Origin of the sequence: Sphingomonas abietis (assembly GCF_027625475.1) — a bacterium.
In the GTDB taxonomy this organism is placed as follows: domain Bacteria; phylum Pseudomonadota; class Alphaproteobacteria; order Sphingomonadales; family Sphingomonadaceae; genus Solisphingomonas; species Solisphingomonas abietis.
The window spans coordinates 71,201-93,731 of sequence record NZ_CP115174.1; the positions used below are offsets into that span (position 1 = coordinate 71,201).

Annotated in this window: 18 protein-coding genes and 1 tRNA gene; 10 read left to right on the forward strand and 9 right to left on the reverse strand. The window is 68.0% G+C overall.

What is annotated here, in order from left to right; genetic code table 11:
- Positions 1 to 7: 7 nt before the first annotated feature.
- Positions 8 to 2,125, reverse strand: a complete 2,118-nt coding sequence (locus PBT88_RS00405; protein WP_270077294.1) for an AsmA family protein — start codon at positions 2,123 to 2,125, stop codon at positions 8 to 10.
- A gap of 174 nt (positions 2,126 to 2,299) precedes the next feature.
- Here PBT88_RS00405 and rpmI point away from each other — a divergent pair, with 174 nt between their 5' ends.
- From rpmI to pheT, 4 genes are all read left to right on the forward strand, one after another.
- Positions 2,300 to 2,503, forward strand: coding sequence for a 50S ribosomal protein L35 (gene rpmI / locus PBT88_RS00410; RefSeq protein WP_270077295.1), 204 nt, complete (start codon positions 2,300 to 2,302; stop codon positions 2,501 to 2,503).
- Between the two features lie 13 nt (positions 2,504 to 2,516).
- Positions 2,517 to 2,894: a 50S ribosomal protein L20 gene (rplT, locus tag PBT88_RS00415; protein ID WP_270077296.1), complete on the forward strand. Its 378-nt coding sequence runs from the start codon at positions 2,517 to 2,519 to the stop codon at positions 2,892 to 2,894.
- Between the two features lie 116 nt (positions 2,895 to 3,010).
- The gene (gene pheS, locus PBT88_RS00420) at positions 3,011 to 4,099 is read left to right on the forward strand and encodes a phenylalanine--tRNA ligase subunit alpha (protein WP_270077297.1); all 1,089 of its coding nucleotides are present in this window, start codon (positions 3,011 to 3,013) and stop codon (positions 4,097 to 4,099) included.
- Positions 4,096 to 6,480 carry a phenylalanine--tRNA ligase subunit beta gene (gene pheT / locus PBT88_RS00425; RefSeq protein WP_270077298.1) on the forward strand — a complete coding sequence of 795 codons (2,385 nt, stop codon included), beginning with the start codon at positions 4,096 to 4,098 and terminating at the stop codon, positions 6,478 to 6,480. Before pheS ends, pheT begins: the two co-directional genes overlap by 4 nt.
- A 129-nt stretch (positions 6,481 to 6,609) precedes the next feature.
- Here the strand turns inward: pheT and metW are convergent, their stop codons facing one another.
- Both metW and metX read right to left on the reverse strand, forming a co-directional pair.
- Positions 6,610 to 7,215 carry a methionine biosynthesis protein MetW gene (gene metW, locus PBT88_RS00430; RefSeq protein WP_270077299.1) on the reverse strand — a complete coding sequence of 202 codons (606 nt, stop codon included), beginning with the start codon at positions 7,213 to 7,215 and terminating at the stop codon, positions 6,610 to 6,612.
- Complete coding sequence (gene metX / locus PBT88_RS00435; protein ID WP_270077300.1) at positions 7,212 to 8,327, reverse strand: homoserine O-acetyltransferase MetX; 1,116 nt, start codon at positions 8,325 to 8,327, stop codon at positions 7,212 to 7,214. Before metX ends, metW begins: the two co-directional genes overlap by 4 nt.
- A 121-nt stretch (positions 8,328 to 8,448) precedes the next feature.
- On the opposite strand from metX, the gene hisC reads away from it, so the two are divergent.
- Both hisC and PBT88_RS00445 read left to right on the forward strand, forming a co-directional pair.
- On the forward strand, positions 8,449 to 9,543 hold the full coding sequence (hisC, locus tag PBT88_RS00440) for a histidinol-phosphate transaminase (RefSeq protein WP_270077301.1): 1,095 nt from the start codon (positions 8,449 to 8,451) through the stop codon (positions 9,541 to 9,543).
- A complete protein-coding gene (locus PBT88_RS00445; RefSeq protein ID WP_270077302.1) occupies positions 9,544 to 10,449 on the forward strand; it encodes a prephenate/arogenate dehydrogenase family protein in 906 nt (301 codons plus the stop codon).
- A 10-nt stretch (positions 10,450 to 10,459) separates the two neighbouring features.
- Here the strand turns inward: PBT88_RS00445 and PBT88_RS00450 are convergent, their stop codons facing one another.
- Genes PBT88_RS00450 through ftsE form a run of 4 tightly spaced genes read right to left on the reverse strand, consistent with a single transcriptional unit; the run spans position 10,460 to position 13,275 of the window.
- Positions 10,460 to 11,143: a lysophospholipid acyltransferase family protein gene (locus PBT88_RS00450; RefSeq protein WP_270077303.1), complete on the reverse strand. Its 684-nt coding sequence runs from the start codon at positions 11,141 to 11,143 to the stop codon at positions 10,460 to 10,462.
- A 7-nt stretch (positions 11,144 to 11,150) separates the two neighbouring features.
- On the reverse strand, positions 11,151 to 11,684 hold the full coding sequence (locus PBT88_RS00455) for a YdcF family protein (RefSeq protein WP_270077304.1): 534 nt from the start codon (positions 11,682 to 11,684) through the stop codon (positions 11,151 to 11,153).
- On the reverse strand, positions 11,681 to 12,565 hold the full coding sequence (locus PBT88_RS00460; protein ID WP_407696487.1) for a cell division protein FtsX: 885 nt from the start codon (positions 12,563 to 12,565) through the stop codon (positions 11,681 to 11,683). Before PBT88_RS00460 ends, PBT88_RS00455 begins: the two co-directional genes overlap by 4 nt.
- A 2-nt stretch (positions 12,566 to 12,567) precedes the next feature.
- The gene (ftsE, locus tag PBT88_RS00465; RefSeq protein WP_270077306.1) at positions 12,568 to 13,275 is read right to left on the reverse strand and encodes a cell division ATP-binding protein FtsE; all 708 of its coding nucleotides are present in this window, start codon (positions 13,273 to 13,275) and stop codon (positions 12,568 to 12,570) included.
- Between the two features lie 158 nt (positions 13,276 to 13,433).
- Between ftsE and PBT88_RS00470 the strand changes: the two genes are divergently transcribed.
- The 3 genes from PBT88_RS00470 (at position 13,434) to PBT88_RS00480 (ending at position 17,111) form a co-directional block, all read left to right on the forward strand.
- Positions 13,434 to 14,195, forward strand: coding sequence for a zinc-ribbon domain-containing protein (locus PBT88_RS00470; protein ID WP_270077307.1), 762 nt, complete (start codon positions 13,434 to 13,436; stop codon positions 14,193 to 14,195).
- 97 nt (positions 14,196 to 14,292) lie between these two features.
- Positions 14,293 to 14,378: transfer RNA gene (locus PBT88_RS00475), tRNA-Leu, on the forward strand.
- Between the two features lie 264 nt (positions 14,379 to 14,642).
- On the forward strand, positions 14,643 to 17,111 hold the full coding sequence (locus PBT88_RS00480; protein ID WP_270077308.1) for a glycoside hydrolase family 31 protein: 2,469 nt from the start codon (positions 14,643 to 14,645) through the stop codon (positions 17,109 to 17,111).
- Here the strand turns inward: PBT88_RS00480 and PBT88_RS00485 are convergent.
- Positions 17,095 to 18,147 (reverse strand): glycosyltransferase family 2 protein, encoded by a 1,053-nt coding sequence (locus tag PBT88_RS00485; protein WP_270077309.1) that lies wholly within the window; start codon positions 18,145 to 18,147, stop codon positions 17,095 to 17,097. The genes PBT88_RS00480 and PBT88_RS00485 overlap by 17 nt on opposite strands.
- On the reverse strand, positions 18,144 to 20,639 hold the full coding sequence (locus PBT88_RS00490; protein ID WP_270077310.1) for a DegT/DnrJ/EryC1/StrS family aminotransferase: 2,496 nt from the start codon (positions 20,637 to 20,639) through the stop codon (positions 18,144 to 18,146). The genes PBT88_RS00485 and PBT88_RS00490 overlap by 4 nt, the downstream gene beginning before the upstream one ends.
- Positions 20,640 to 20,932: 293 nt before the next feature.
- Here PBT88_RS00490 and PBT88_RS00495 point away from each other — a divergent pair, with 293 nt between their 5' ends.
- The gene (locus PBT88_RS00495) at positions 20,933 to 22,531 is read left to right on the forward strand and encodes an efflux transporter outer membrane subunit (protein ID WP_270077311.1); all 1,599 of its coding nucleotides are present in this window, start codon (positions 20,933 to 20,935) and stop codon (positions 22,529 to 22,531) included.

Genomic DNA, 22,531 nt, shown 5'->3' on the forward strand with positions numbered 1-22,531 from the left:
GCGCCGGCTAGAAGATACCGAGGATCTTCTTTTTCTTCTTGGGCTGGGCGGCCTTCTGGCCGTTCGTGCCCTTGGTGCCGAGCGCCTTGATGTCCTGGCCCTTGGTGGTGCGCTGGGCGGACGCCGGCGCCGCTGCGAGGATCGGGCCGCAGGCCGCGCTCTTGGCGTCGCCCGGATCGACGAAGGCCAGCACCGAGGCGAACGGCGTCGCCACCAGCCCGAGCGCGACCGCCGCACCGCCGCGCGCGAGCAGTTGCGGGGTGACGATGCCGAGCTTGGGCGCCGCGAAATAACCGCCGATATTGACCGGGGATTGGCCGGAGAAGACCGAGAATTTCTTGGCATCGGCCCTGAACTGGATGTTCATCGACTCGTCCTGGAAGCTGAAGCCACCCTTTGCGGTCATCACATTGGCGTCGGTATCGATCAGGATCGGGTCGGCGGCCGCGACGCCTTTCTTCACGGTGAAGGCGATCAGGCCGCAATTGATGTGGACCGGCTTCTTGAGCTTCTTCTGGAGCAGGCGCTGCACGAACACGCCGATATCGAATTCGGCGAGCTGGACGTTGCGCGTCCAGAAATCGCCGGCCGGGATGATGATGGCGATGCGGCCATCGGAGGTCGCCAGCGACTTGCGCACCGAATCGCCGGTGCCGTGCATCTTCACGCGTGCCGCGATGGTGCCGGTGGTGCCCGATTCGTCCACGCCCCAGCCGGCGAGTAGCCTGCCCATCGGCGTCGGCGACAGCCGGATGTCGTAATCGGTGACGACCGCCGGATCACGCGCGTTGAGGGTGATGTCGGCGGCGAGATGCCCGCCCGAGACGTCCATCGTCATCGGCGAAAGGGTGAGCAAATTGTGATCGAGGTCGAGCGTCAGCGCGACGTTGGAGACCGGCACGTGCGGCGCCCGGATTGTCGCCACCTTGTAGATCACATGGGCGTCGAACGCCTTGAGCGCCTCGGCGCGCAGGGGGGCGTCGGGCAGGATGCGCGGGTGGTCGGTCTTGGACTGGGTGGTCGCCGCCGCCGTCGGCCCCTTGGCAGCGAGCGCGGTGGGATCATAGCCGATGAACGGCCCGATATCGATGATATCGACCTTCCGGGAGGCGATGTCCGCATCGACGCGAAGCCGGTCATGGGGCAGCGAGATGGTCATCTGCCCGGCAAGATCGCTGTCGCCGAAGGCACCGGCGAGATGCGCGAACTTCCAGTCGCCGCCCTCCTTGGTCAGGTGCGATTTGAAGTGATAGGCGCGGGTATCGGGGATCACGACGCCGAGCAGGTCGAACAGCAGCCGCGCATTCGGGCCGCGAACCGCGACATTGAGGTCCGATCCCTCGATCTGGGTGGCGGCGGGCAGCGTACCGGCGACATCCAGATGGGTCGCGCCGGTCAACGCGTGCAGCTCGAGCTGGGTCTTGCCGAGCGTGATCGTGGAATTGGGCGACAGCAGCGCGCCGGTGTTGGTGAACGGATGGCCGCGCAGCGTGCCGTCGCCGGTGAAATGGATCGCATTGTTGATGCTGGTGCCGGTCGACTGGATCGTGTCGAGCCGCTGGTCGGTCGCCAGCAGCATCTGCGGATCGCGGTAACGGACGGTGGTTCCGGCCGCCATCGCACGCTCTATCACCGGCATCTGGAAGGGCGCGCCCTTCTTGTTCGGATCGCCGAAGGTCCATGTGTTGTGGAGGTGGGCCTTGTCCCACTCGGCATCGATCGCGGCGTTGGTCAGGTTGAGCCAGCGCGCATGGCGGGCGCCGAAGATCAGCCGGATCGTCGAGATGCGGGTATCGATATGATCGGCGGTGAGGAAATTCGGCTTCGAGGCCCAGCCGGGGTTCGACACGCTCAGCCCGTCGGCGACGAACTTGACGTTGATCGGATCGAGATAGAGCTGGAAATCGCCGGCGACCGTGACCTGCCGTTCGGTCAGGCTGGAGGCGATGCTCTCGAACCGATGCTTGAGGAAGCGGCCCTTGGTGACGAACAGGATCGCCCAGGCAAGGACGATCAGCCCGATCAGGATGGCGATCACCGAGAGGCCGTAGCCGACCGGGCGGTGCCAGCGCCGGTGCGAGCCGACGGGATGCTGCTCTGCGGCCGGGGGTGATGCCATGGTCATGAGGCAGGAGAACGGCCGCGCCACCGCTCTGTTCCGACAGGTGGTTGCATGCAACCGGCTTTGACCCTATAGGCCCGCCCTTCGATCGAGGGATGGTCCGGCCAGTGTGGGCTGCCGTGTCCTGTCCGCAATCGACCGGTCCCAGTTCCGGGGCCACCTTACGAGGAGTCGAAAATGCCCAAGCTCAAGACGAAGAGCGGCGTGAAGAAGCGCTTCAAGCTCACCGCCACCGGCAAGGTGAAGCATGGTGTGGCCGGCAAGCGCCACCGCCTGATCAGCCACAATTCCAAGTACATCCGCACCAACCGCGGCACCAGCGTGCTTTCCGAGGCGGATACGCCCCGGATCAAGCTCTGGGCGCCCTACGGTCTGAACTGAGGAGTACTGACACATGGCACGCGTAAAGCGGGGTACGACCACCCGCGCCAAGCATAACCGGATCCTGGACGCAGCGAAGGGCTATTACGGCCGTCGCAAGAACACGATCCGCATCGCCCGTCAGGCCGTCGAGAAGGCCGGCCAGTACGCCTATCGCGATCGCAAGGTGAAGAAGCGCTCGTTCCGCGCGCTCTGGATCCAGCGTATCAACGCGGCAGTGCGCGCCGAGGGCCTCACCTATGGCGTGTTCATGCACGGCCTCAAGCTGGCCGGCGTCGAACTGGACCGGAAGGTTCTGGCCGATCTCGCCATGAACGAGGGCCAGGCGTTCAGCGCGATCATCGCGCAGTCCAAGGCGGCTCTGCCCGAGGGCGCGCGCGTCGCGGCATAAGCCGATACGCTGAAGGCTCTTCAAGGGGCGCGGTGGCCGATGGTCGCCGCGCCCTTTGCTTTTTGGGGTCGGCCTGTCCTAAGGGCTCGGCCGACATTCCCGGATCTGGACCTGCCATGACCACCGATATCGACCAGTTGCAGGGCGACCTGCTGAGCGCCATCGCCGCCGCCCCGAATCTGGAAGGGCTGGAGGCGGCCCGTGTCCATGCGCTCGGCAAGCAGGGCGCGGTGACGGCGCTGCTCAAGACGCTCGGCGCGATGGCGCCCGAGGAGCGGCAGGCCCAGGGCCCGCGCATCCAGGGGCTGCGCGAGGCGGTGACCGCCGCGATCGCCGCGAAGAAGGCCGAGATGGAGCGCGCCGTGCTCGATGCGCGGCTCGCCTCCGAGACGCTCGACATGTCGCTTCCGGTGGCAGGCACGGCCGGCGGATCGGTGCATCCCGTTTCCCAGGTGATGGACGAGCTGGCGGAGATCTTTGCCGATCTCGGCTTCGCGGTTGCCACCGGCCCCGAGATCGAGGACGACTGGCACAATTTCACCGCGCTCAACATCCCGGAGAGCCATCCGGCGCGCGCGATGCATGACACCTTTTACTTCGACAAGGTCGATGGTGAGGGCAGGAAGATGCTGCTCCGCACGCACACTTCACCCGTCCAGATCCGCACGATGGTGACGCAGAAGCCGCCGATCCGGATCATCGCGCCTGGCCGCACCTATCGTTCGGACAGCGACGCCACCCACACCCCGATGTTCCACCAGGTCGAGGGGCTGGTGATCGATCGCGGGATCACGATGGGCCATCTCAAATGGACCCTCGAGACCTTCGTGAAGGCCTTTTTCGAGCGCGACGACATCGTGCTGCGGCTGCGGCCGAGCTATTTTCCCTTCACCGAGCCCTCGATGGAGGTCGATGTCGGCTATACGCTGGTGAAGGGCAAGCGCGTGATCGGCGGCGCCGAGCCCGATGGCTGGATGGAAATCCTGGGCAGCGGCATGGTCCATCCCGAGGTGATCGCCGCCTGCGGGCTCGATCCCGAGGAATGGCAAGGCTTCGCCTTCGGCTGCGGCATCGATCGTCTCGCGATGCTCAAATATGGCATGGACGATCTGCGCGCCTTCTTCGACGGCGATCTGCGCTGGCTGCGCCATTATGGCTTCGCGGCGCTCGACATACCCACCATCGCGCAGGGAGTCGGCGCATGAAGTTCACCCTGAGCTGGCTCAAGGAGCATCTCGACACGCAGGCCGACGCGGTCGCCGTGGCGGACGCGCTCAACCGCATCGGGCTGGAGGTGGAGGAGGTCTCCAACCCCGCCGACGTGCTGCGCCCGTTCAAGATCGCGAAGGTGCTCACCGCCGCGCCGCATCCGCAGGCGGACAAGTTGCAGGTGCTGTCGGTCGATGCGGGTGACGGGCCGTTGCAGGTGGTCTGCGGCGCGCCGAACGCGCGCGCGGGTCTGGTCGGCATTTTCGGCGCGCCGGGCACCTGGGTGCCGGGGCCGGACATGACGCTGAAGGTCGCCGCGATCCGCGGGGTCGAATCGAACGGCATGATGTGCTCGTTCCGCGAGCTGCTGCTCGGCGAGGATCATGACGGCATCGTCGAGCTGCCCGCGGATGCGCCGGTCGGCACCAGCTACGCCGAATGGGCGGGGCTGGACGATCCGCTGTTCGACATCGCGATCACCCCCAACCGACAGGATTGCATGGGCGTGCGCGGCATCGCCCGCGATCTCGCCGCTTTCGGCCTCGGCACGCTCAAGCCGCTGCACGATGTCTATCGCATGGCCTCGCTCGATCCGATCGCGGGCGATGATCCCGCGCTGGACGTGCGGATCGACGATGTCGAAGGATGCCCGGCCTTCTTCGCGCAGGCGGTGGCGGGCGTGACCAATGGCGCCTCGCCCGAGTGGATGGCGCGCCGGCTCCAGGCGATCGGCCAGAAGCCGATCTCGATGCTGGTCGACATCACCAATTTCGTCTCAATCGATCTCGGCCGCCCGCTCCACGTCTATGACCGCGCGAAGCTCGCCGGTGCGCTGGTCGCGCGCAAGGCGAGCGACGGTGAGCAGGTCGTCGCGCTCAACGGCAAGACCTACACGCTCGACGGCTCGATGACCGTGATCGCCGACGACGCGATGGTCCACGATATCGCGGGCATCATGGGCGGCGCGCATTCGGGCGTGTCCGAGGGCACCACCGACGTGCTGATCGAATGCGCCTATTTCGATCCCGACCATATCGCGCTCGCCGGCCAGAAGCTGGCGCTGACCAGCGATGCCCGCCAGCGCTTCGAGCGCGGCGTCGATCCGGCCTTCCTCGATGCGGGGCTGGCGATCGCGACGAAGCTGGTGCTCGATCATGGCGGCGGCCGCGCCAGCGCGATCACCCGCGCCGGCCAACCGCCGGTCGCGCCGCGCACGCTCGCCTTCGATCCGGCGAAGACGCGGACGCTGGGCGGCATGGATGTGGCCATCGACCGGCAGAAGGCGATCCTCGAACGGCTCGGCTTCGGTGTCTCCGACGATTTCACCGTCACCATCCCGAGCTGGCGTCGCGATATCGACGGCACCGCCGATCTGGTGGAAGAGGTGATCCGCATCGAGGGGCTGGACAATCTCCCCGCGGTGCCGCTGCCGCGCGCCGAGGGCGTTGCCCGCCCGACCGCGACGCCCGAGCAGCGCACCGAGCGCAAGGCGCGCCGCATGGCTGCCGCGCGCGGCTTCGCCGAGGCGGTGACGTGGAGCTTTCTCTCCGAGAAGGAGGCGGCGGTGTTCGGTGGCGGCCATTGGACGCTCGCCAACCCGATCTCCGAGGATCTCAAGGTGATGCGCCCGTCGCTCATCCCGGGGCTTGCCCGCGCCGCGCAGCGCAACCGCGATCGTGGCGAAAAGTCGGTACGGCTGTTCGAGCTCGGCCGTCGCTATCTGGGAGAGGCAGAGCGCTCGACCTTGACCGTGCTGATCGCCGGCGAGGCCCAAGGCCGCGACTGGCGTTCGGGCAAGGCTCGCGCGGCCGACGCCTTCGATGCCAAGGCCGAAGCGGTGGCAATCCTCGCCGCGGCGGGCGCGCCGGTCGATCGGCTCCAGCTGGTCGGGGCCGGTGGCGACACTTGGCATCCGGGGCGCTCGGGCCAGCTCGGCCTCGGCCCCAAGATGATCCTCGCCACCTTCGGCGAGCTGCATCCCGAGACGGTGAAGGGCCTCGATGTCGAGGGGCCGGTGGTCGCCGCCGAAATCTATCTCGACGCGATCCCGGTCAAGCGCGATGCCGGGCGAACCCGTCCCGTCTATGCGCCGTCGGCGTTGCAGGCGGTGCGGCGCGACTTCGCCTTCCTGGTGCCCGCCGATCTCGCCGCCGACAGGCTGACCCGCGCCATCGCCGGGGCGGACAGGCAGGCGATCGTCGAGGTATCGCTGTTCGACGTCTTCACCGGCGCCGGCGTGCCCGAAGGGCAGAAATCGTTGGGCGTCGAGGTGGTGCTCCAGCCGACCGACAAGAGCTTCGACGAGGCCGGGTTGAAGGCGATCGCCGACAGGATCGTCGCGGCGGCGGCGAAGCAGGGCGCGACGCTGCGCGGCTGAGCGCCCGACCCGCTATCCGTTCGCGCTGAGCGCAGTCGAAGTGCGTGCTTCAAGCCTGGCGCATGCAGCATGTCCTTTGACTGCGCTCAGGACGATCGGATGTTGGCAGGGCGGTATGCCGACCGGAGATCAGCGCCGGATCAGGAACACCGCATGTTCGGCGCGGAAGTTCGCTGCCCATTCGCTGGTCAGTCGGTCGCCGTTGAGGAACCAGGCGCCCTCGGTGACGATGGCGCGGGCCTTCAGGAAGGCGCGGAAATCGTCGATGGTCAGGTGATGGATGTTGGGGGTGGCGTACCACGCCACCGGCAGCGTCCGTGTCACCGGCATCCGCCCGCCCCACAACAACGACGCGCGCACCCGCCAGTAGGCGAAGTTGGGGAAGGAGACGAAGGCGCGCCCGCCGATGCGCAGCAGCTCGTCGAGCACCTTGTCGGGCGCGCGCGTCGTCTGGAGCGTCTGGCTGAGGATGGCGTAATCGAAGGCGTTGGAGGGATAGCCCGCCAGATCGACATCGGCGTCGCCCTGCACCACCGAGAGGCCGCGCGCCACCGCGCTGGCGACGTTGCCGGCATCGATCTCGATGCCCCGCGCATCGACCCCGGCATGATCGCGCAGCGCCGCCATCAGCGCGCCGTCGCCGCACCCGATGTCGAGCGCGCGGCTGCCTGGCGCGACATGGTCGGCGATGATCCGCAGATCGGGGCGGAGAGCGAGAAGCGCCTGGCCGTTCACAAGCCGCCCGCCTTCAGGAAGCCGTCGACGACGCGGAACAGCTCGGGCACGTCGAGCAGGAAGGCGTCATGGCCGAAGGGGGAGGACAGCTCCACAAAGCTTGCCGCCGCGCCGGCGGCGTTCAAGGCCTGCACGATGCTGCGCGATTCGCGGGTCGGGTAGAGCCAGTCGGTATCGAAGGAGACGAGGCAGAAGCGCGTCTTGGTGCCGCGGAAGGCATTGGCGAGCAGCCCGCCATGCTCTTCGGCGAGATCGAAATAGTCCATCGCGCGGGTGATATAGAGATAGGAGTTGGCGTCGAAGCGATCGACGAAGCTCAGCCCCTGGTGGCGCAGATAGCTCTCCACCTGGAAATCGGCGTCGAAGCCGAAGCCCTTTGATTCACGCGCCTGAAGCTTGCGGCCGAATTTCTCGGTGAGCCCGTCCTCGGACAGGTAGGTGATGTGCGCCGCCATCCGCGCCACCGCCAAGCCATCGGCAGGGGGATCGTTGCTCGCATAATAGTCGCCGCCGCGCCATTTGGGATCGGCCATGATCGCCTGTCGCCCGACCTCGTGGAAGGCGATGTTCTGCGCCGAATGACGCGCCGCGCTGGCGACGATCACCGCCGAGCGGACCCGCTCCGGATAGGTCGCGGCCCATTCGAGCACCTGCATCCCGCCCATCGATCCGCCGACCGTGGTCAGTACGCGCACGCCGAGGTGATCGAGCAGCATCGCCTGCGCGCGCACCATGTCGCGGATGGTGATGACCGGGAAGCGCATCGCATAGGGCTGGCCGTCGGCGGCAGCCGTCGCCGGGCCGGAGCTGCCCATGCACGATCCCAGCACGTTGGCGCAGACGATGAAATGGCGGGCCGGGTCGATCGGCTTGCCCTCGCCGACCATGCGCGTCCACCAGCCCGGCTTGCCGGTGACGGGGTGGAGGCTGGCGACATGCTGGTCGCCGGTCAGCGCATGGCAGATCAGGATGGCGTTGGAGGCATCGCCGTTCAGCGTGCCGTAGGTTTCGTAGCCGATGGTGACGGGCGTGAGGATCTGCCCGCCATCGAGCGCGAGCGGCCCCGGCAGGGTGACGCTGCGCTGGGTTCCGAAACGCTGATCATGCTCCATCACCGCTGCGCGCTACGGGCGCGCGGGGGCGGGTGTCAATCGCCCTGCGTGCGGTGCCGTGCATCCCCTCTGCGATCGTCGGCCGTTCCCTCGCCCTCCATTCGCCGCTACAGCCGCCAGCATGACCATGCTGACCCCCAAGCCCTGGATCGACGCGATCGCGCCCTATGTGCCCGGCCGCTCCACCACCGACAGCGGCGTGAAGGCCGCCAAGCTCTCGTCCAACGAGAATCCGCTAGGCACCGCACCGGCTGTCCGTGAGGCGTTCGCGACGGCGGCGGCGACGCTCGATCGCTATCCCGATGCCGGAGCGACCGAACTGCGCGACGCCATCGCGGCGCATTACGGGCTCGATGCGGATCGGGTGATCCACGGCACCGGATCGGACGAGGTGCTCCACCTCGCCGCCGGTGCGTTCGCCGGGCTGGGCGATGAAGTATTGTTCGTGCGCTACGGTTTCTCGGTCTATCCGATCGCGGCGCGGCGCGTAGGCGCGGCGCCGATCGAGGCGCCGGATGTCGATTACGCCACCGACGTCGATGCGCTGCTCGCCGCGGTGACGCCGAAGACGCGGGTCGTCTATCTCGCCAACCCCAACAACCCGACCGGCACCTATCTGCCCAAGGACGAGCTGGCGCGCCTCCACGCCGGCATCCCGGCGGATTGCCTGTTCGTCGTCGATCAGGCCTATGCCGAATATCTGGCGCCGGAGGATGACGACGGTGCCTTCGAACTGGCGAAGACTGCCTCGAACGTGCTGGTCACGCGCACCTTCTCGAAGATCTTCGGATTGGCGGCGGAGCGGATCGGCTGGGGCTATGGCCCCGCCCCGGTGATCGAGGCGATGCACAAGATCCGCGCCCCGTTCAACGTCACCACCGCCGGCCAGAGCGCGGCGATCGCCAGCCTGAAGGCGACCGATTTCGTCGAGGCGAGCCGCGTCCACAATGCGCAGTGGCTTGGCTGGATGAGCGACGAGATCGCCAAGCTTTCCAATGCCGGCCTCCGCGCGGTGCCGTCCAAGGCCAATTTCCTGCTCGTGCTGTTCGAGGGACAGGTGAGCGCCGAGGAAGCCTATACCGGGCTGATGGAGCGCGGCTTCATCGTGCGCTGGCTGCCGGGCCAGGGGCTGCGGCATGGCCTGCGCATCTCGGTCGGCACCGAGGCGCAGACGCGCGGGCTGATCGACGCGCTCCGCGAAATCGTCGGCGCCTAGATGCTGCCCTTCTCGCGCGTCACCATCATCGGGCTGGGGCTGATCGGCTCCTCGATCGCGCGCGCGGTGCGGGACTATATGCCGACCGTCCGGCTGACCCTGCACGATGCCGATCCGGCGGTGCGCGAGCGAGTGCGGGCGCTCGATCTCGCCGACGACGTGGCCGATACTGCCGGTGCCGCGGTGATCGATGCCGATCTGGTGATGCTGTGCGTGCCGGTCGGCGCGATGGGGGCGGTGGCGGAGGCGATCGCGCACGATCTGCCGGCGGACGCGATCGTCAGCGATGTCGGCGGATCGAAGGCCAGCGTCATCGCGGCGCTGCGCGAACATCTGCCCGATGCGGTCATCGTCCCCGGCCATCCGGTTGCGGGCACCGAGCATAGCGGGCCGGATGCCGGCTTCGCGAGCCTGTTCAAGAGCCGCTGGTGCATCCTGACGCCGACCCCGGAGGCGCCCGAGGCGGCGGTCGAGCGATTGCGCGCCTTCTGGCAGGCATTCGGTGCGCAGGTCGAGATCATGGACCCCAAGCATCATGATCTGGTGCTGGCCGTCACCAGCCATGTGCCGCATCTGATCGCCTACACCATCGTCGGCACCGCGTCGGACCTCGAGGACGTGACGCAGGGCGAGGTGATCAAATTCTCGGCCGGCGGCTTCCGTGACTTCACCCGCATCGCTGCCTCCGATCCGACGATGTGGCGCGACGTGTTCCTCAACAACCGCGAGGCGGTGCTGGAAGTTCTCCAGCGGCTGACCGAGGATCTCACCATGCTCCAGCGCGCGATCCGCTGGGGAGACGGCGACACGCTGTTCGATCTGTTCACGCGGACGCGCGCAGTGCGCCGCTCGATCGTCGAGCAGGGCCAGGACGATGCGGCCCCCGATTTCGGCCGCAAGCACTGAGATTGAAGGCTTAGCCGTTCAGGACGTTGATCGCGTCATGGACGGCCGCCTCGATCGCCTTGCGCGGCAGGCCTGACGGAATGGTCTCGCCGAACCGCAGCGTGACGATGCCGGGCTGCTTCATCAACCCGCGCGGCCAGACGATGCCGGCATCGGTCGCGACCGGGATGACCGGCATACCGAGCCGCGCATAGAGGCCTGCGAAGCCGGCCTGCAGCTTCGGCGCTTCGCCATGCGGAACGCGCGTGCCCTCCGGGAAGATCAGCACCACGCGATGCCGGGTCTTCGCATCATCCGCTGCGAGCAGCATCGATCGCAGCGCGGTGGCGCTGGCGGCACGATCGACCGGAATGACGCCGTGGCGGCGGATCAGCGTGCCGAACAGCGGGATCGCGGCCAGCTCGCGCTTCAGCACGATGATCGGCTCGTCGAGTATCGCCAGCAGCGCGAGCGTCTCATAGGCCGATTCATGCTTGGCGGCGACGAGCACCGGCCCGTCCGGCAGCGTGCCCTCCACCTTCATCCGCACGCCAACGGTGGCGCGGGCCAGGATGAGGTACAGGCGGCCCCAATGGTGGGCGACGCGGGAGATGCCCTTGCGGCTGAACAGCGCGATCGGCAGCCCGACCAGGACGATCATCGTCGTCAGCGCGTAGAAGAGCAGGGCGAAGCTCAGGGATCGGATCAATCTCATCACGATATCAATAGCCGAAGGGTGCAGCGATCCGCCGCAGCAAATATTTATGATATTCGGTGAACAGGGTCATGAAGCCGGGCTGGCTGCGCACCGCATCGGGCAGGATGGCGATGCCCTTGCCGGCAAGGGCGCGATCCAGATCGGAATGCGCGCGCGGCATATGCCAGTCGGTCGTGATCAGCCGGGCGCTGTGGTAATGATGCGCGAGCAGCCATTTGGCGGTTTCGGTCGCGTTGGTGCGGGTGTCGACCGATTCCTGGCCGAGATCGACGCAGCAATCGAACAGCGCCTCGGGGCGTCCGGTGCGGAGCGCCAGTTCCTTCTTGCGCACGGTGCGATCGGCGCCGGAGACCAGCAGCCGCTGCGCGCGATGCTGCGCCAGCATGGCGAGGCCGCGATCGAGCCGTCCGGCGCCGCCGGTCAGCACGACGATCGCGTCGGTCTGCTCGTTGCCGGCCGGGCGGGGCAGGGTGAGCGTGAAGACCGCGAAGCCCAGCCCCCACAGGACGATCAGCAGGGCGATCAGGCGACTGATCATAAGGTCCGTCCCAGTGCGCGCTGCACGGTCACGCGGGCGACCAGCAGCGCCAGCAGGCCGGCCAGCACCGGCAGGCAGAGCAGCACCAGCCAGGCGCCGGCAGGCAGCGCGATCGAGCCGACCAGGCCCGAGCCGATCTGGCTGATCCTGCGCCCCAACACGACGATCACGACGATCGCGGCGACCAGCCCGACGACGGCGCCGAACAGTGCGTCGAGCGCGATACGGCGCTGGAAGAGGCGTGCCACCTGGACATCGGTGGCGCCCATCATGTGCATCACGTCGATCGTGCGGCGATGGGTGTTGAGCGCCGACCGCGCGGCCAGCACCACGGCGGCGGCGGTGGCGCCGGCCATCATCACCACGATACCGCCGGCCAGCAGCCCGAGCGAGCGGATCAGCCCGATCAGCGGGGCGATGAAGCCGGCATGATCGTCGATCCGGGCATGGGGGGCGACGGTGCGGATCATGGTGGCGATGCGATCGAGCCGGTCGCGGCCGGTCTCCGTCAGGTCGATGTCGATCATCGCCGGTAGCGGCAGGTCGCGATCAAGGCCGGCATCGCCCAGCCATGGCCGCAGCAGCGCCTGCATCTCCGGCTGGCCGAGCCGCCGGGCCGAAATGACGCCCTCCTGTGCGCGCAGGGCCTGTTCGGCGGCGCCGGCCTCACGGTCGCGCTGGGTGGGATCGGCGAGGATGATCTGCACCGTCACCTGGCGGCCGAGATCGCTGCCGAGCCGGCTCGCCGCCGACGCCATGGCGAGCCCGCCGGCGGCGGCCAGCGCGGTCAGGAACATCATGATCGCGATCACCCACGGCATCGGCCCGGCCAGTCGCCCTTCGGGCAACAGCCGCCGTTCGGCCTGGGATGCGCCCAGCATCATCAATGATGCTCCGCGCGCGGCGGATAGCGCAGCGCTCCGGTCGGATCCTGCAACTGCCCGCGATCGAGCCGCATGACATTGGCCGAGGCGACGCGGCTGAGCAGATGGATATCGTGGGTGGCGACGACGATGGTGGTGCCGAGCGTGTTGAGCGCGTCGAACAGATGGAGCAGCCGCGCCGCCATTTCGGGATCGACATTGCCGGTCGGCTCGTCGGCGACGAGGATTTCGGGCCGGCCGATCACCGCGCGGGCGATGGCGACGCGCTGCTGCTCGCCGCCGGACAGCGTTGGCGGGTGCGCGGAGGCGCGTTCGGCGAGGCCGACCCACGCCAGCATCTCGCGCACCGGCGTCACCAGATCGCGCTCGTCGACGCCGGCGATGCGCAGCGGCAGGGCGATATTGTCGAAGGCGGAAAGGTGCGGGATCAGTCGGAAATCCTGGAACACCACGCCGATCCGCCGCCGGAAGCCGGGCAGGCGGGCGCGGCGGAGTTGCACGACATCCTCGCCGAACAGCCGGATCGCGCCGCGCGACGGGCGCTGCGAGAGATAGAGCATCTTGAGCAGCGACGTCTTGCCTGCGCCCGAAGGGCCGGTCAGGAAGTAGAAGCCGCCCGGCGCCAGCGTGAAGCTCAGGTCCGAAAGCGTCTCGGCGCCGGTCCCGTAACGCAGGCCGACATTCTCGAACTGCACGATACCGGACATTCGCTGGGCTGACGCCTTTCCATTCAGAGCCTCGTTCCTGCCGCTTTCGCACAGGCACGCCAGCGGGAGCAAGCGCGGCGCTTGCCAGCCGGGCATTCATCGTCCTAGATCGATCTAAAGGGGTTGCGCGCGTTGCGGAAAAGCCGGACGACAAAGGCATGATACTGAGCTGTCCCGCGTGCGGCACGCGCTATCTCGTGCCCGATAGCGCGGTCGGTGTGAACGGCCGGCAGGTGCGGTGCGCGTCCTGCCGCCATAGCTGGTTCCAGGAGCCGGCGAGCGTCGATCCGGCGGAGGCCCCCGCAGGCTTCGTGCCACCATCGCTCCCCGTCGTGCCCCCCCCCGTCGTGGCGCGCGCCGTCCCGGATGAATCGCCTTATGGTGCCCCGCCGACCGGCATGGAAACGCCGCCGCCGCCGGCCGGTGCCTTCGCCGACATTCGATCGACCGATCCGATCCATCCCTATGCGCCGGAGCCTCCGTTCCGGGCGCGGCGCAATCCGGTGCGCCAGATGACGATGCTGGCCGTGCTCGCCGGCGTGCTGCTGCTGATTGCGGCGGCGGCGGTGGCATGGTTCGGGCCGACCGCGTTCGCCGGCCTGTTCGGCACCAGCAAGGCGCAGAGCCCGCTGATGCTCCAGGTCGTCCGCAAGCCCGATCGCCGCACGCTGGCAACCGGCAACGAGCTGTTCGCGGTGTCGGGTCGGATCGTGAATCCCACCAATGTGATCCAGCAGGTGCCGGATATCCGCGCCGAGCTGCGCGATGCGCAGGGCCGGCCGGTCTATGGCTGGACGATCAACGCGCCGGTTCGCCAGCTGGCACCCAAGGGCTCGGCCGACTTCGACAGCGCCGAAGTGGACGTGCCGCAGGGATCCAAGGCCCTGAACCTCAGTTTCGCCGGCACGGACGACCATTAGAAGAAAGCGCATTGCGCGCTGTCATTGGCTTTGCTAGAGGGACGCGCCTACCCGCCGCCGGGCTCCCGACATGGGATTTTCGGCGGTTTGGCGACGTGCGGTCGTGGCGGAATGGTAGACGCGCAGCCTTGAGGTGGCTGTGGCCGAAAGGCCGTGGAAGTTCGAGTCTTCTCGACCGCACCATTCATCAGAACAGCGATGGCGAAAACATCCCTTCGGGGATTTTGGCGCGCGGCATATCGCCATAGCGTCGCGACCGCCGTCAATGCTGCGCCGTCCTCCACAAACTCACATCCCATCCCATCCGGGCGTCCCGTTCCTTACGCGGCGCAGCCCGGCACGCCCGCAACCGCGCGCAGCGCAGAATTAGCGCTGGCTTTTGGGGGCGTTGGTCATGCTTATCATGAGAAGTCGGCCTTCGGGGTCGGTTGAGGGGAAGGGGACAGGATGAGGTTCGCGATGCTGGCCGGTGTGGCGGCGGTGGCGTTCGGAAGTGCGGCCATGGCGCAGGTGACGCCACCCGCCGAGACCAAGAAGGCGGCAGAGCCGGGGCGTTCAGTGGCATCCGCGCCTGTAGAATCGGTGTCGATCACACCGCGGGCCGACGGCATGGAGCTGCACATCGGCAAGCGGCTGGTGCAGATCACCGCCCTCGAAGGCGATATCGTGCGCGTCCGTGTTGGCCTTGGCGGCGTCTTGCCGGCCGATGAAAGCTGGGCGGTGCCGCAGGCGGTGCGTCAGGCGTCGGTGAAGGTGCGGGCGGTGGCCAACGGCTTCGCGGCGGGTTCGCTGGTGGTCACCGCCGACCCGATGACCGGGCGCCTGATCGTGGCGGACGGTGCGGGCCGTAGCGTGTATCGCGAGGCCTCGGTGCCGTCGGTGCGGGACGGCGACGGCTTCCAGCTCGTCCAGCAGATGCCGGAGGACGCGCATTATTTCGGCCTCGGCGACAAGACCGGCCCGCTCGACCGGCGCGGTCAGGCGTTCACGCTGTGGGATACCGATGCCTTCGGCTTCCAGGAATCGACGGACCCGATCTACAAATCGATTCCCTTCGTCCTCCAGGTTTCCAACGACGGCCATGCCTCGGGCCTGCTGATGGACAACACATGGCGCAGCTTCTTCGATTTCGGGCGAACCGATCGCGGGCTGCTGCGCTTCGGTTCCGAAAACGGGCCGATCGACTATTATATCCTCGCCGGCCCGACGACCAAGGACGTGGTGCAGCGCTATGCGAAGCTTACCGGCCCGTCGCCGCTGCCACCGCTCTGGGCGCTGGGCTTCCAGCAATCGCGCTACAGCTACATGTCGGCGGTCGAGGTGCGCGACATCGCCGGCCATTATCGCCGCGACAGGGTGCCGCTCGACGTCCTCTACCTCGATATCGCCTACCAGGATCGCAACCGCCCCTTCACCGTCGACGGCAAGACCTTCCCCGATCTGCCGGGGCTGGTGAAGGATCTGAAGGGGCAGGGCATCCGCCTCGTCACGATCACCGATCTCCATATCGCCGCCGCGCCCCATCAGGGTTATGTGCCCTATGATACCGGCATGGCGGGCGACGATTTCGTCAAGAATGCCGCCGGCAATCTCTATGTCGCGCCGGTCTGGCCGGGGCCGTCGGTGTTCCCGGACTTCACCCGGGCGAAGACCCGCGACTGGTGGGGCGGCCTCTATAAGGGCTTCGTCACCGATGGCGTCGCCGGCTTCTGGAACGACATGAACGAGCCGGCGGTGTTCGACACGCCGACCAAGACGATGCCGCTCGACAACCGCCACCGCATCGAGGAGCCGGGCTTCGCGACCCGCACCGCCACCCACGCCGAGATCCATAATGTCTACGGCATGGAGAATAGCCGGGCGACCTACGAAGGGCTGCTCAAGCTCGCGCCCGACGAGCGGCCGTTCGTGCTGACCCGCGCCAGCTACGCCGGCGGCCAGCGCTATGCCGCGACCTGGACCGGCGACAACACGTCGAGCTGGAATCATCTGCGCCTATCGGTGTCGCAGATCGTCAATCTCGGATTATCGGGCTTCGCCTGGTCCGGCGCCGACGTCGGCGGCTTCGCGGGCGTGCCGTCCGCCGATCTGCTGACCCGCTGGATCGAGGTCGCGGCGTTCCAGCCGATCTTCCGCGATCACACCACCATCGGTACGCCGCATCAGGAGGTGTGGGTCCACGGGCCGCAGCATGAGGCGATCCGCAGGCGCTATATCGAAGCGCGCTACCGGCTGATGCCCTATCTCTACGCGGTCGCCGACGAGACCGCGCGCACCGGCCTGCCGATGATGCGGCCGCTGTTCATGACCTACCCCGAGGCGCTGACCGCGTCGTGCGACACCAGTAACGATTTCCTGGTCGGCGACAGGCTGCTGGTGGCGCCGCCGAACCAGCCCGAGAGCCCCGAAAGCTACGACATCTGCCTGCCCAAAGGCGGCTGGTACGACTATTGGACGGGCCAGGCCGCGCCGGCCAGGGTGCATGAGACGCCACAACTGGATCGCCTGCCGGTCTATATCCGGGCCGGCACCATCCTGCCCCGCCAGCCGCTCGTGCAAAGCACGATGGAAACACCCAACGGCCCGCTGGAACTGGCGGTCTACGCCGGGCCGAACTGCGCGGGCACGCTCTATGCCGACGATGGCCACAGCCTCGGTTATCAGCATGGGGCCTATCTGCGGCAGCCCTTGAGCTGCACCATGACGCCGAAGGGGATGACCCTCGCTTTCGCCAAACGCGACGGCAGTTGGAAGCCATGGTGGAAGACTCTGACGGTCAGTGTCTATGGTTGGAAAGGCGCCGCCCACGCCAGCATGGGGGGCCAAAACCTGCCGGTCAGTATCGATTCCGGCGGCGTGCTGCACGTCTCCCTACCCGATCAGCCGGGCGTGGCGAGCGTCACGATCGGGGGCTGAGGAGCCTGCGTGCGGCGCCGATCGCGGCGTCGCGCGCGATGGCACGCTTGCCCGTCGCGGCCAGCGGCGCGAAGTCCGGGCGAGCGCGGGCGACGTCGCCGACGCCATAGCGGCCTGCGCGCAGGCCGGATCGGGCCATGCGCCACCACAGGGCGGCGCTGCTCGACCGGGCGAAGGCTGGCGCGATGGCGCCATGCGCCTCCAGCAGCCGGGCGATGATCGTGCCGCAGCGGGCGAGGGTCGGCGCATCGGCAGGGGCATAGCTGGCACCGGCATGGCGGCTCATCAGCAGCGCCGAATCCATGGCATCGCTGCCGAACAGCGGTGCATAGCGCTGCGCCAGCACCTTGCCGGCGGACTGGATCATACCCTCTTCATAGGCCTGCGACGCGCCCCCGGCATGAAGACGGTAGCGGACCAGCGGTTCGGCGATCCGTCCGATCCGGCCATGCGCGCGGATACGGGTGTAGAGATCGAAATCCTCGGCGAAGCGCATTTCGTCACGCTCGAACGGATCGAGCGCGCGCGCCGCCTCCGCGCGCATCATCGTGGTCGACCAGGCGAGCGGATTGATCAGCAGCATCATCCAGTCGATCTCGCTCGGATCGACGAGATCGGGATAGGGATCGCGGCGGATGCGATCGCCCTCGAACATCTCGATGGTCGAGGCGACCAGCGCCACGTCGGCGTGGGCATCGAGATAGGCGAGCTGCTTCTCGAAGCGATCGGGGCTGCACAGATCGTCCTGATCCAATCCCACGATGAAGCGCCCTCGCGCCACCGCCATCGCCCGCGTGCGCGCTACCGCCGGGCCGCCGTTGCGCTCGGCAGGCAGCACCCGCAGGCGGGGATCGTCGATCGTGGCGAGCACCGCCAGCGTATCGTCCTTCGAGGCGTCGTCGGCGACGATGATCTCGAAATCGGCGACACTCTGTGCCAGCACTCCTTCGATCGTCTCGCGGATGAAGGCGCTGCCATTATAGGCGGCCATCACCACGCTGATGGTGGGGCATGAAGGCGTTTCGCTTCTGCTCATGCCACGGCGCGCTGGGTGTCCATCTTCCCGTCGGCCGCCGCCAGGATCTGATCGAGGATCAACCGGCCGACATCATTCTGCCACAGCCACAGCCCGTTGGCTTGCCCCTGGAAGCTGGCTTCGCCGCCCAGCCTGCCATGGGGCACGAAGCCCGCGGCAAGGCCGATGCCATAGGCGCCGGGCACCGCGATGCCGTCGCTGTCGGCGATCCGGCAAAGATCGTCGACCATGGGCCCGCGCACCGGACCCTCGCAGCGCAGCCGGATCGCGCGGCCGCGCTCGTCGATCAGCGGCAGCGCGTGCGGCTGATAGCCGAAGGCGGCGACGACGAGATCCGCCCGCTCGAGCAGATCAACCGCCGTGGCGTCATCGTCACCGGTCAATTGATGAGTCTGCAGGCGCGGATCGCCGACGCGCCCGCCGATGCCGAGGGTATGGATCACCAGCTCGCGGGCCTCCAGCCGGAAGCCGCCGAGTCGGTAGACGAAGCCGGAGACCGGGCAGATGTCGTCCGCGCCGAAATCGGTATAGCCGTCCGCATGGGCGGCATCGGCCGAGGGATAAAAGGGGCGAAGCGGCCGGAGATGGAGCAGCGCGATGCCGCCCGGATCGAGCGGCAGAGAGGCCTTGAGCAATCGCACCGCGGCTGTCACCGCGCTGGTCGATCCGCCGACGATCGCGATGCGGATCGCACGGCCCTCGGGCAGCCGCTCGCGCACCGCCTCGATGCCGCCGGTCGCGAGCAGCGTGTCCGACTGGATCAGCCGATTGCCACACCGCTCGACCAGCGACATGCCGGCGACCTTCTCCTCGGCCAATCGGATTGCGGGCTGATGGCCGCCGGTCGCCACCACGATCGAACGGGAGAGCAATTCGATCGAACCACCGTCCGCGATCCGCCGCGCGCGCGTCCGCCACAGGCCATCGGCGGTGCGCTGCGAGGAGACGACCTCGTGGCCGTTGAGCACGGTGCCGCCCAGCGAACGCAGCCGCTGATCGAGAATCTCGCCGAGCCGATCGAGATAGGCACCGACCTTCGGCAACGGCACGCCGAGCGCGCCCTTATGTTCGGCGATCGCCTGACCGGTCGGCTCGTCGGCGATGGCGAGCCCGGCGGGGAGCGCGCTGTCGGCGGTGAGGAAGGTTTCGGCCGAACTGTCCGACGTGATCTCGTAGGCGCCGAGGCGGCCGGCGCCGATGGCGGCACCGCGATCGATCATCGCGAATCCGGCGCTGGCCAGCGCATCGAGCTTGCCGGCCTTGCCGGCGGCACAAAGCAGCGCGGTGCCGCCCGGTCCGCCGCCGATCACGACCGTGCCCAGCACGCGATCGCGGAGCGGCGCGGCGGCGATGCTGGCGCGGGGCAGGGTCGCGCAGATCGCGATCAGGCTGTCCGCGACGCGATCGACGTCGTTCGACGTCATGTCGTCGGTGACAGGCAGCACCAGCATCCGCCGGGCAATGTCGTCGGTGACGGGCAGCGGGTCGATCACGCAGCTTTCGCGGAACCAGGGCTGTTCGCCGAGATGCGGGCTGAAATAGGTGCCGGCCCCGATGCCGACCGCAGCCAGCTTCTCGATGATCGCCGGACGATGTGCGGCGAGCGCGCCGGGCAGCAGCACCGCCATGAACTGCATCGCCTGGCCATGGCCGCTCGGGCGCTGGAGCGAGAAGGCGGCCAGCCGCTCGCGATAGCGGTTGGCCAGGGCCTCGCGATGCTGCGCAATCGTCTTGATATCGCCGAGCTTGGCTTCGGCGATCAGCGCGGAGACTTCGGCCAACTTGGCGTTGATTCCCGGCAAGGTCGCCGAACGGCTGCCCTCGAAGCCGAAATTGGCCATCGACCGCAATTTCTCGATCATAGCGGTGTCGGCGCAATGGATCAGGCCGCCTTCGGATGTCGAGAAGGTCTTGGTCGCGTGCATCGAATAGACCACCGGGAAGGGCGCGCCGGTGCCGAAGCCGCGGCCCTCGCTGTCCAGCGAACCCAGCGACGCGGCAGCATCGATCACGATCGCGACGTCATGCCGGCGGGCGAGCCAGGCGTAGCGGTCGAGGTCGATCGCATTGCCGAAGGTGGCGTAGGGCACGATCGCGGCGATGCGGCGGCCATAATCGGCGAGCAGGCGCTCCTCGGCCTTGGGGCACAGTGCCCAGTCGTCCGGATCGCAATCGGCGAGCAGCGGCGTGAGCCCGGCCCATTCGGCCGCCTGCGCGGTGGCGGCAAAGGTGAAGGCGGGCATCAATGCGAGCTTGCGCGTCTCATCCTGCCCCAGCGTCGCATAGCGCAGCGCGATCATCAGGCCGAGGGTCGCGTTGGCGACGGCGAGGCACGCGCCCTGTCCCCCGAACAGATGCTCGGTTATGGCTGCCTCGAACCGGCGCGCGACCGGACCATTGTTGCTGAACGTCCCCGAAGCTTCGATCGCCTGCAGCCCGGTGACGAGCTGGCTCAGCTTGGGAGGGTTTGGTCGGATCAGGGGCAGGTCCATAGTGTCGCGTTCCGCTTCGCAGTGGCAGCCAGAAGGGTATTGCGCCCGACGCTATGGCTAACGAGCGCTAAGGAAGCGTGTACAGGACGCCGATTTTGCCCTGAATCGCGCCCGAAGACCACGGGAATCTGCTGATCGGAACGGTTGCCGCTTCATATTTTGCGGCAGATCGCGGAATCCATGCCATATCGGTCGTGACCGGCGAAGCGACGGGGCGAACGCAACAAGGCTTTCGCATCTGCGATAGGGCGCGCTATCAGGGCGTTGCAGCAATAGGGGTGTATAGAGCCGACATGCCAGCCGGCACGATCGTAACCAGGGGCAAGACGTTTGGCGGCGCGGCGATCGCGACGACGACGGCCTTCATGCTCGTCCTGTCGGGATGCACGGTCGGCCCCGATTATCGGCCGCCGTCGGCGGGGCGCATGGGCGTGCCCGATCACTATGCGACCGATGTCGCCCCGGGGGCCGAGGCGCCGAGCGAGCAGGAGCTGGCGACCTGGTGGGCGGCGCTCGGCGATCCCATGCTGGATACGCTGATCGAGAAGGCGCTGGCCGCCAATCCGGATATCGAGGCGGCGGGGGCGCAGCTGCGCCAGGCGCGCGCGCAATATAAGCAGGCGCGCGCCGCCCTGTTCCCGACCTTGAACGTCAACGGCTCGGGCGGGCGTACCGCGCTGCTCGGCAAGGGGCAGAGCACCTTCATCGCCACGCCGGGCGGCACCGGCGGCACCTCGTTCGCGACCGAAGGCAGCTACAACCAGGTCAATGCCGGGCTGGATGCCGCTTATGAGGTCGATCTGTTCGGTGGCGTGCGGCGTTCGATCGAGGCGGCCAAGGGCGATTATGCCAGCTCGGCCGAGACCTTGCGCGATACCCAGCGCACCATCGTCGCCGAGGTGGCGCTGGATTATATCGACGCCCGCTCCGCGCAGGAGCGGCTGGCGATCGCGCGCTCCAACCTGAAGAGCCAGGACGAGACCGTCCAGCTGGTCGGCTGGCGGGTGAAGGCGGGGCTGGTCTCCGGCCTCGATCTCGCGCAGGCGAAGGCGCAGCAGGAGCAGACCGCGGCGACCATCCCGTCGCTGGAGACCAGCCTGGCCCAGTCGCTGAACGCGCTGGCGACCCTCACCGGGCAGGCGCCCGGATCGGTGAGCGCCGGCTTCGATCCGCCGCGGCCGGTGCCGGTCGCCGATCGCGCGCTCGGCGTCGATATTCCGGTGGCGATGCTGGCGCAGCGGCCCGACGTGCGCGCCGCCGAACGCACGCTGGCGGCGGCGACGGCCCGCATCGGCGTCGCCAAGGCGCAGCTCTATCCCACGCTCAAGCTGTCGGGCTCGCTCGGTGGCAACGGCACCGCGATCGGCGATATCGGCACCTTCCTCACCGGCACCTTGCTCGCCTCGGTCAGCGCGCCGATCTTCGATGGCGGCGCGATCCGCGCGCAGATCGAAAATGCCCGCGGCGGCGCCGACCTCGCGCTCGCCAATTATCACAAGGCGGTGCTGACCGCGCTGTCGGACGTCGAAAATGCGCTGGTCTCGCTGGCCAACAGCCGGCGCCGGGTGGTGACGCTGGGCGCGGCGGTCGACGATTCGCGGGCGGCGCTGATCTACGCGGAAAGCCAGTATCGCGCCGGCCTGATCGACTTCCAGACCCTGCTCGATTCGCAGCGCACCCTGCTTTCCAGCCAGGACAGCCTGGCCCAGGCCCGCGCCGACCGTGCGACCGCGCTCGTCCAGCTCTACAAGGCGCTCGGCGGTGGCTGGCAGGCGGCGCCGCTGCCCGGCACCGCCATGCCCGGCGTCCCCGCGCAGATCGAGATACCGGATCTTGCGGAGACGCCGTCTCCCATTCACCCAGCCGATACCCAGCCGACCGAAAGGCCCTGA

Bases quoted from the DNA above. Each gene is read 5' to 3' on its own strand.
- ftsE (WP_270077306.1), bottom strand. From the start codon at position 13,275: ATGTCCGGTATCGTGCAGTTCGAGAATGTCGGCCTGCGTTACGGGACC.
- rplT (WP_270077296.1), top strand. From the start codon at position 2,517: ATGGCACGCGTAAAGCGGGGTACGACCACCCGCGCCAAGCATAACCGG.
- hisC (WP_270077301.1), top strand. From the start codon at position 8,449: ATGACCATGCTGACCCCCAAGCCCTGGATCGACGCGATCGCGCCCTAT.
- rpmI (WP_270077295.1), top strand. From the start codon at position 2,300: ATGCCCAAGCTCAAGACGAAGAGCGGCGTGAAGAAGCGCTTCAAGCTC.
- pheS (WP_270077297.1), top strand. From the start codon at position 3,011: ATGACCACCGATATCGACCAGTTGCAGGGCGACCTGCTGAGCGCCATC.
- PBT88_RS00480 (WP_270077308.1), top strand. From the start codon at position 14,643: ATGAGGTTCGCGATGCTGGCCGGTGTGGCGGCGGTGGCGTTCGGAAGT.
- PBT88_RS00485 (WP_270077309.1), bottom strand. From the start codon at position 18,147: ATGAGCAGAAGCGAAACGCCTTCATGCCCCACCATCAGCGTGGTGATG.
- PBT88_RS00460 (WP_407696487.1), bottom strand. From the start codon at position 12,565: ATGCTGGGCGCATCCCAGGCCGAACGGCGGCTGTTGCCCGAAGGGCGA.
- PBT88_RS00470 (WP_270077307.1), top strand. From the start codon at position 13,434: ATGATACTGAGCTGTCCCGCGTGCGGCACGCGCTATCTCGTGCCCGAT.
- pheT (WP_270077298.1), top strand. From the start codon at position 4,096: ATGAAGTTCACCCTGAGCTGGCTCAAGGAGCATCTCGACACGCAGGCC.
- PBT88_RS00490 (WP_270077310.1), bottom strand. From the start codon at position 20,639: ATGGACCTGCCCCTGATCCGACCAAACCCTCCCAAGCTGAGCCAGCTC.
- metX (WP_270077300.1), bottom strand. From the start codon at position 8,327: ATGGAGCATGATCAGCGTTTCGGAACCCAGCGCAGCGTCACCCTGCCG.
- PBT88_RS00455 (WP_270077304.1), bottom strand. From the start codon at position 11,684: ATGATCAGTCGCCTGATCGCCCTGCTGATCGTCCTGTGGGGGCTGGGC.
- PBT88_RS00495 (WP_270077311.1), top strand. From the start codon at position 20,933: ATGCCAGCCGGCACGATCGTAACCAGGGGCAAGACGTTTGGCGGCGCG.
- PBT88_RS00450 (WP_270077303.1), bottom strand. From the start codon at position 11,143: ATGAGATTGATCCGATCCCTGAGCTTCGCCCTGCTCTTCTACGCGCTG.
- PBT88_RS00405 (WP_270077294.1), bottom strand. From the start codon at position 2,125: ATGACCATGGCATCACCCCCGGCCGCAGAGCAGCATCCCGTCGGCTCG.
- PBT88_RS00445 (WP_270077302.1), top strand. From the start codon at position 9,544: ATGCTGCCCTTCTCGCGCGTCACCATCATCGGGCTGGGGCTGATCGGC.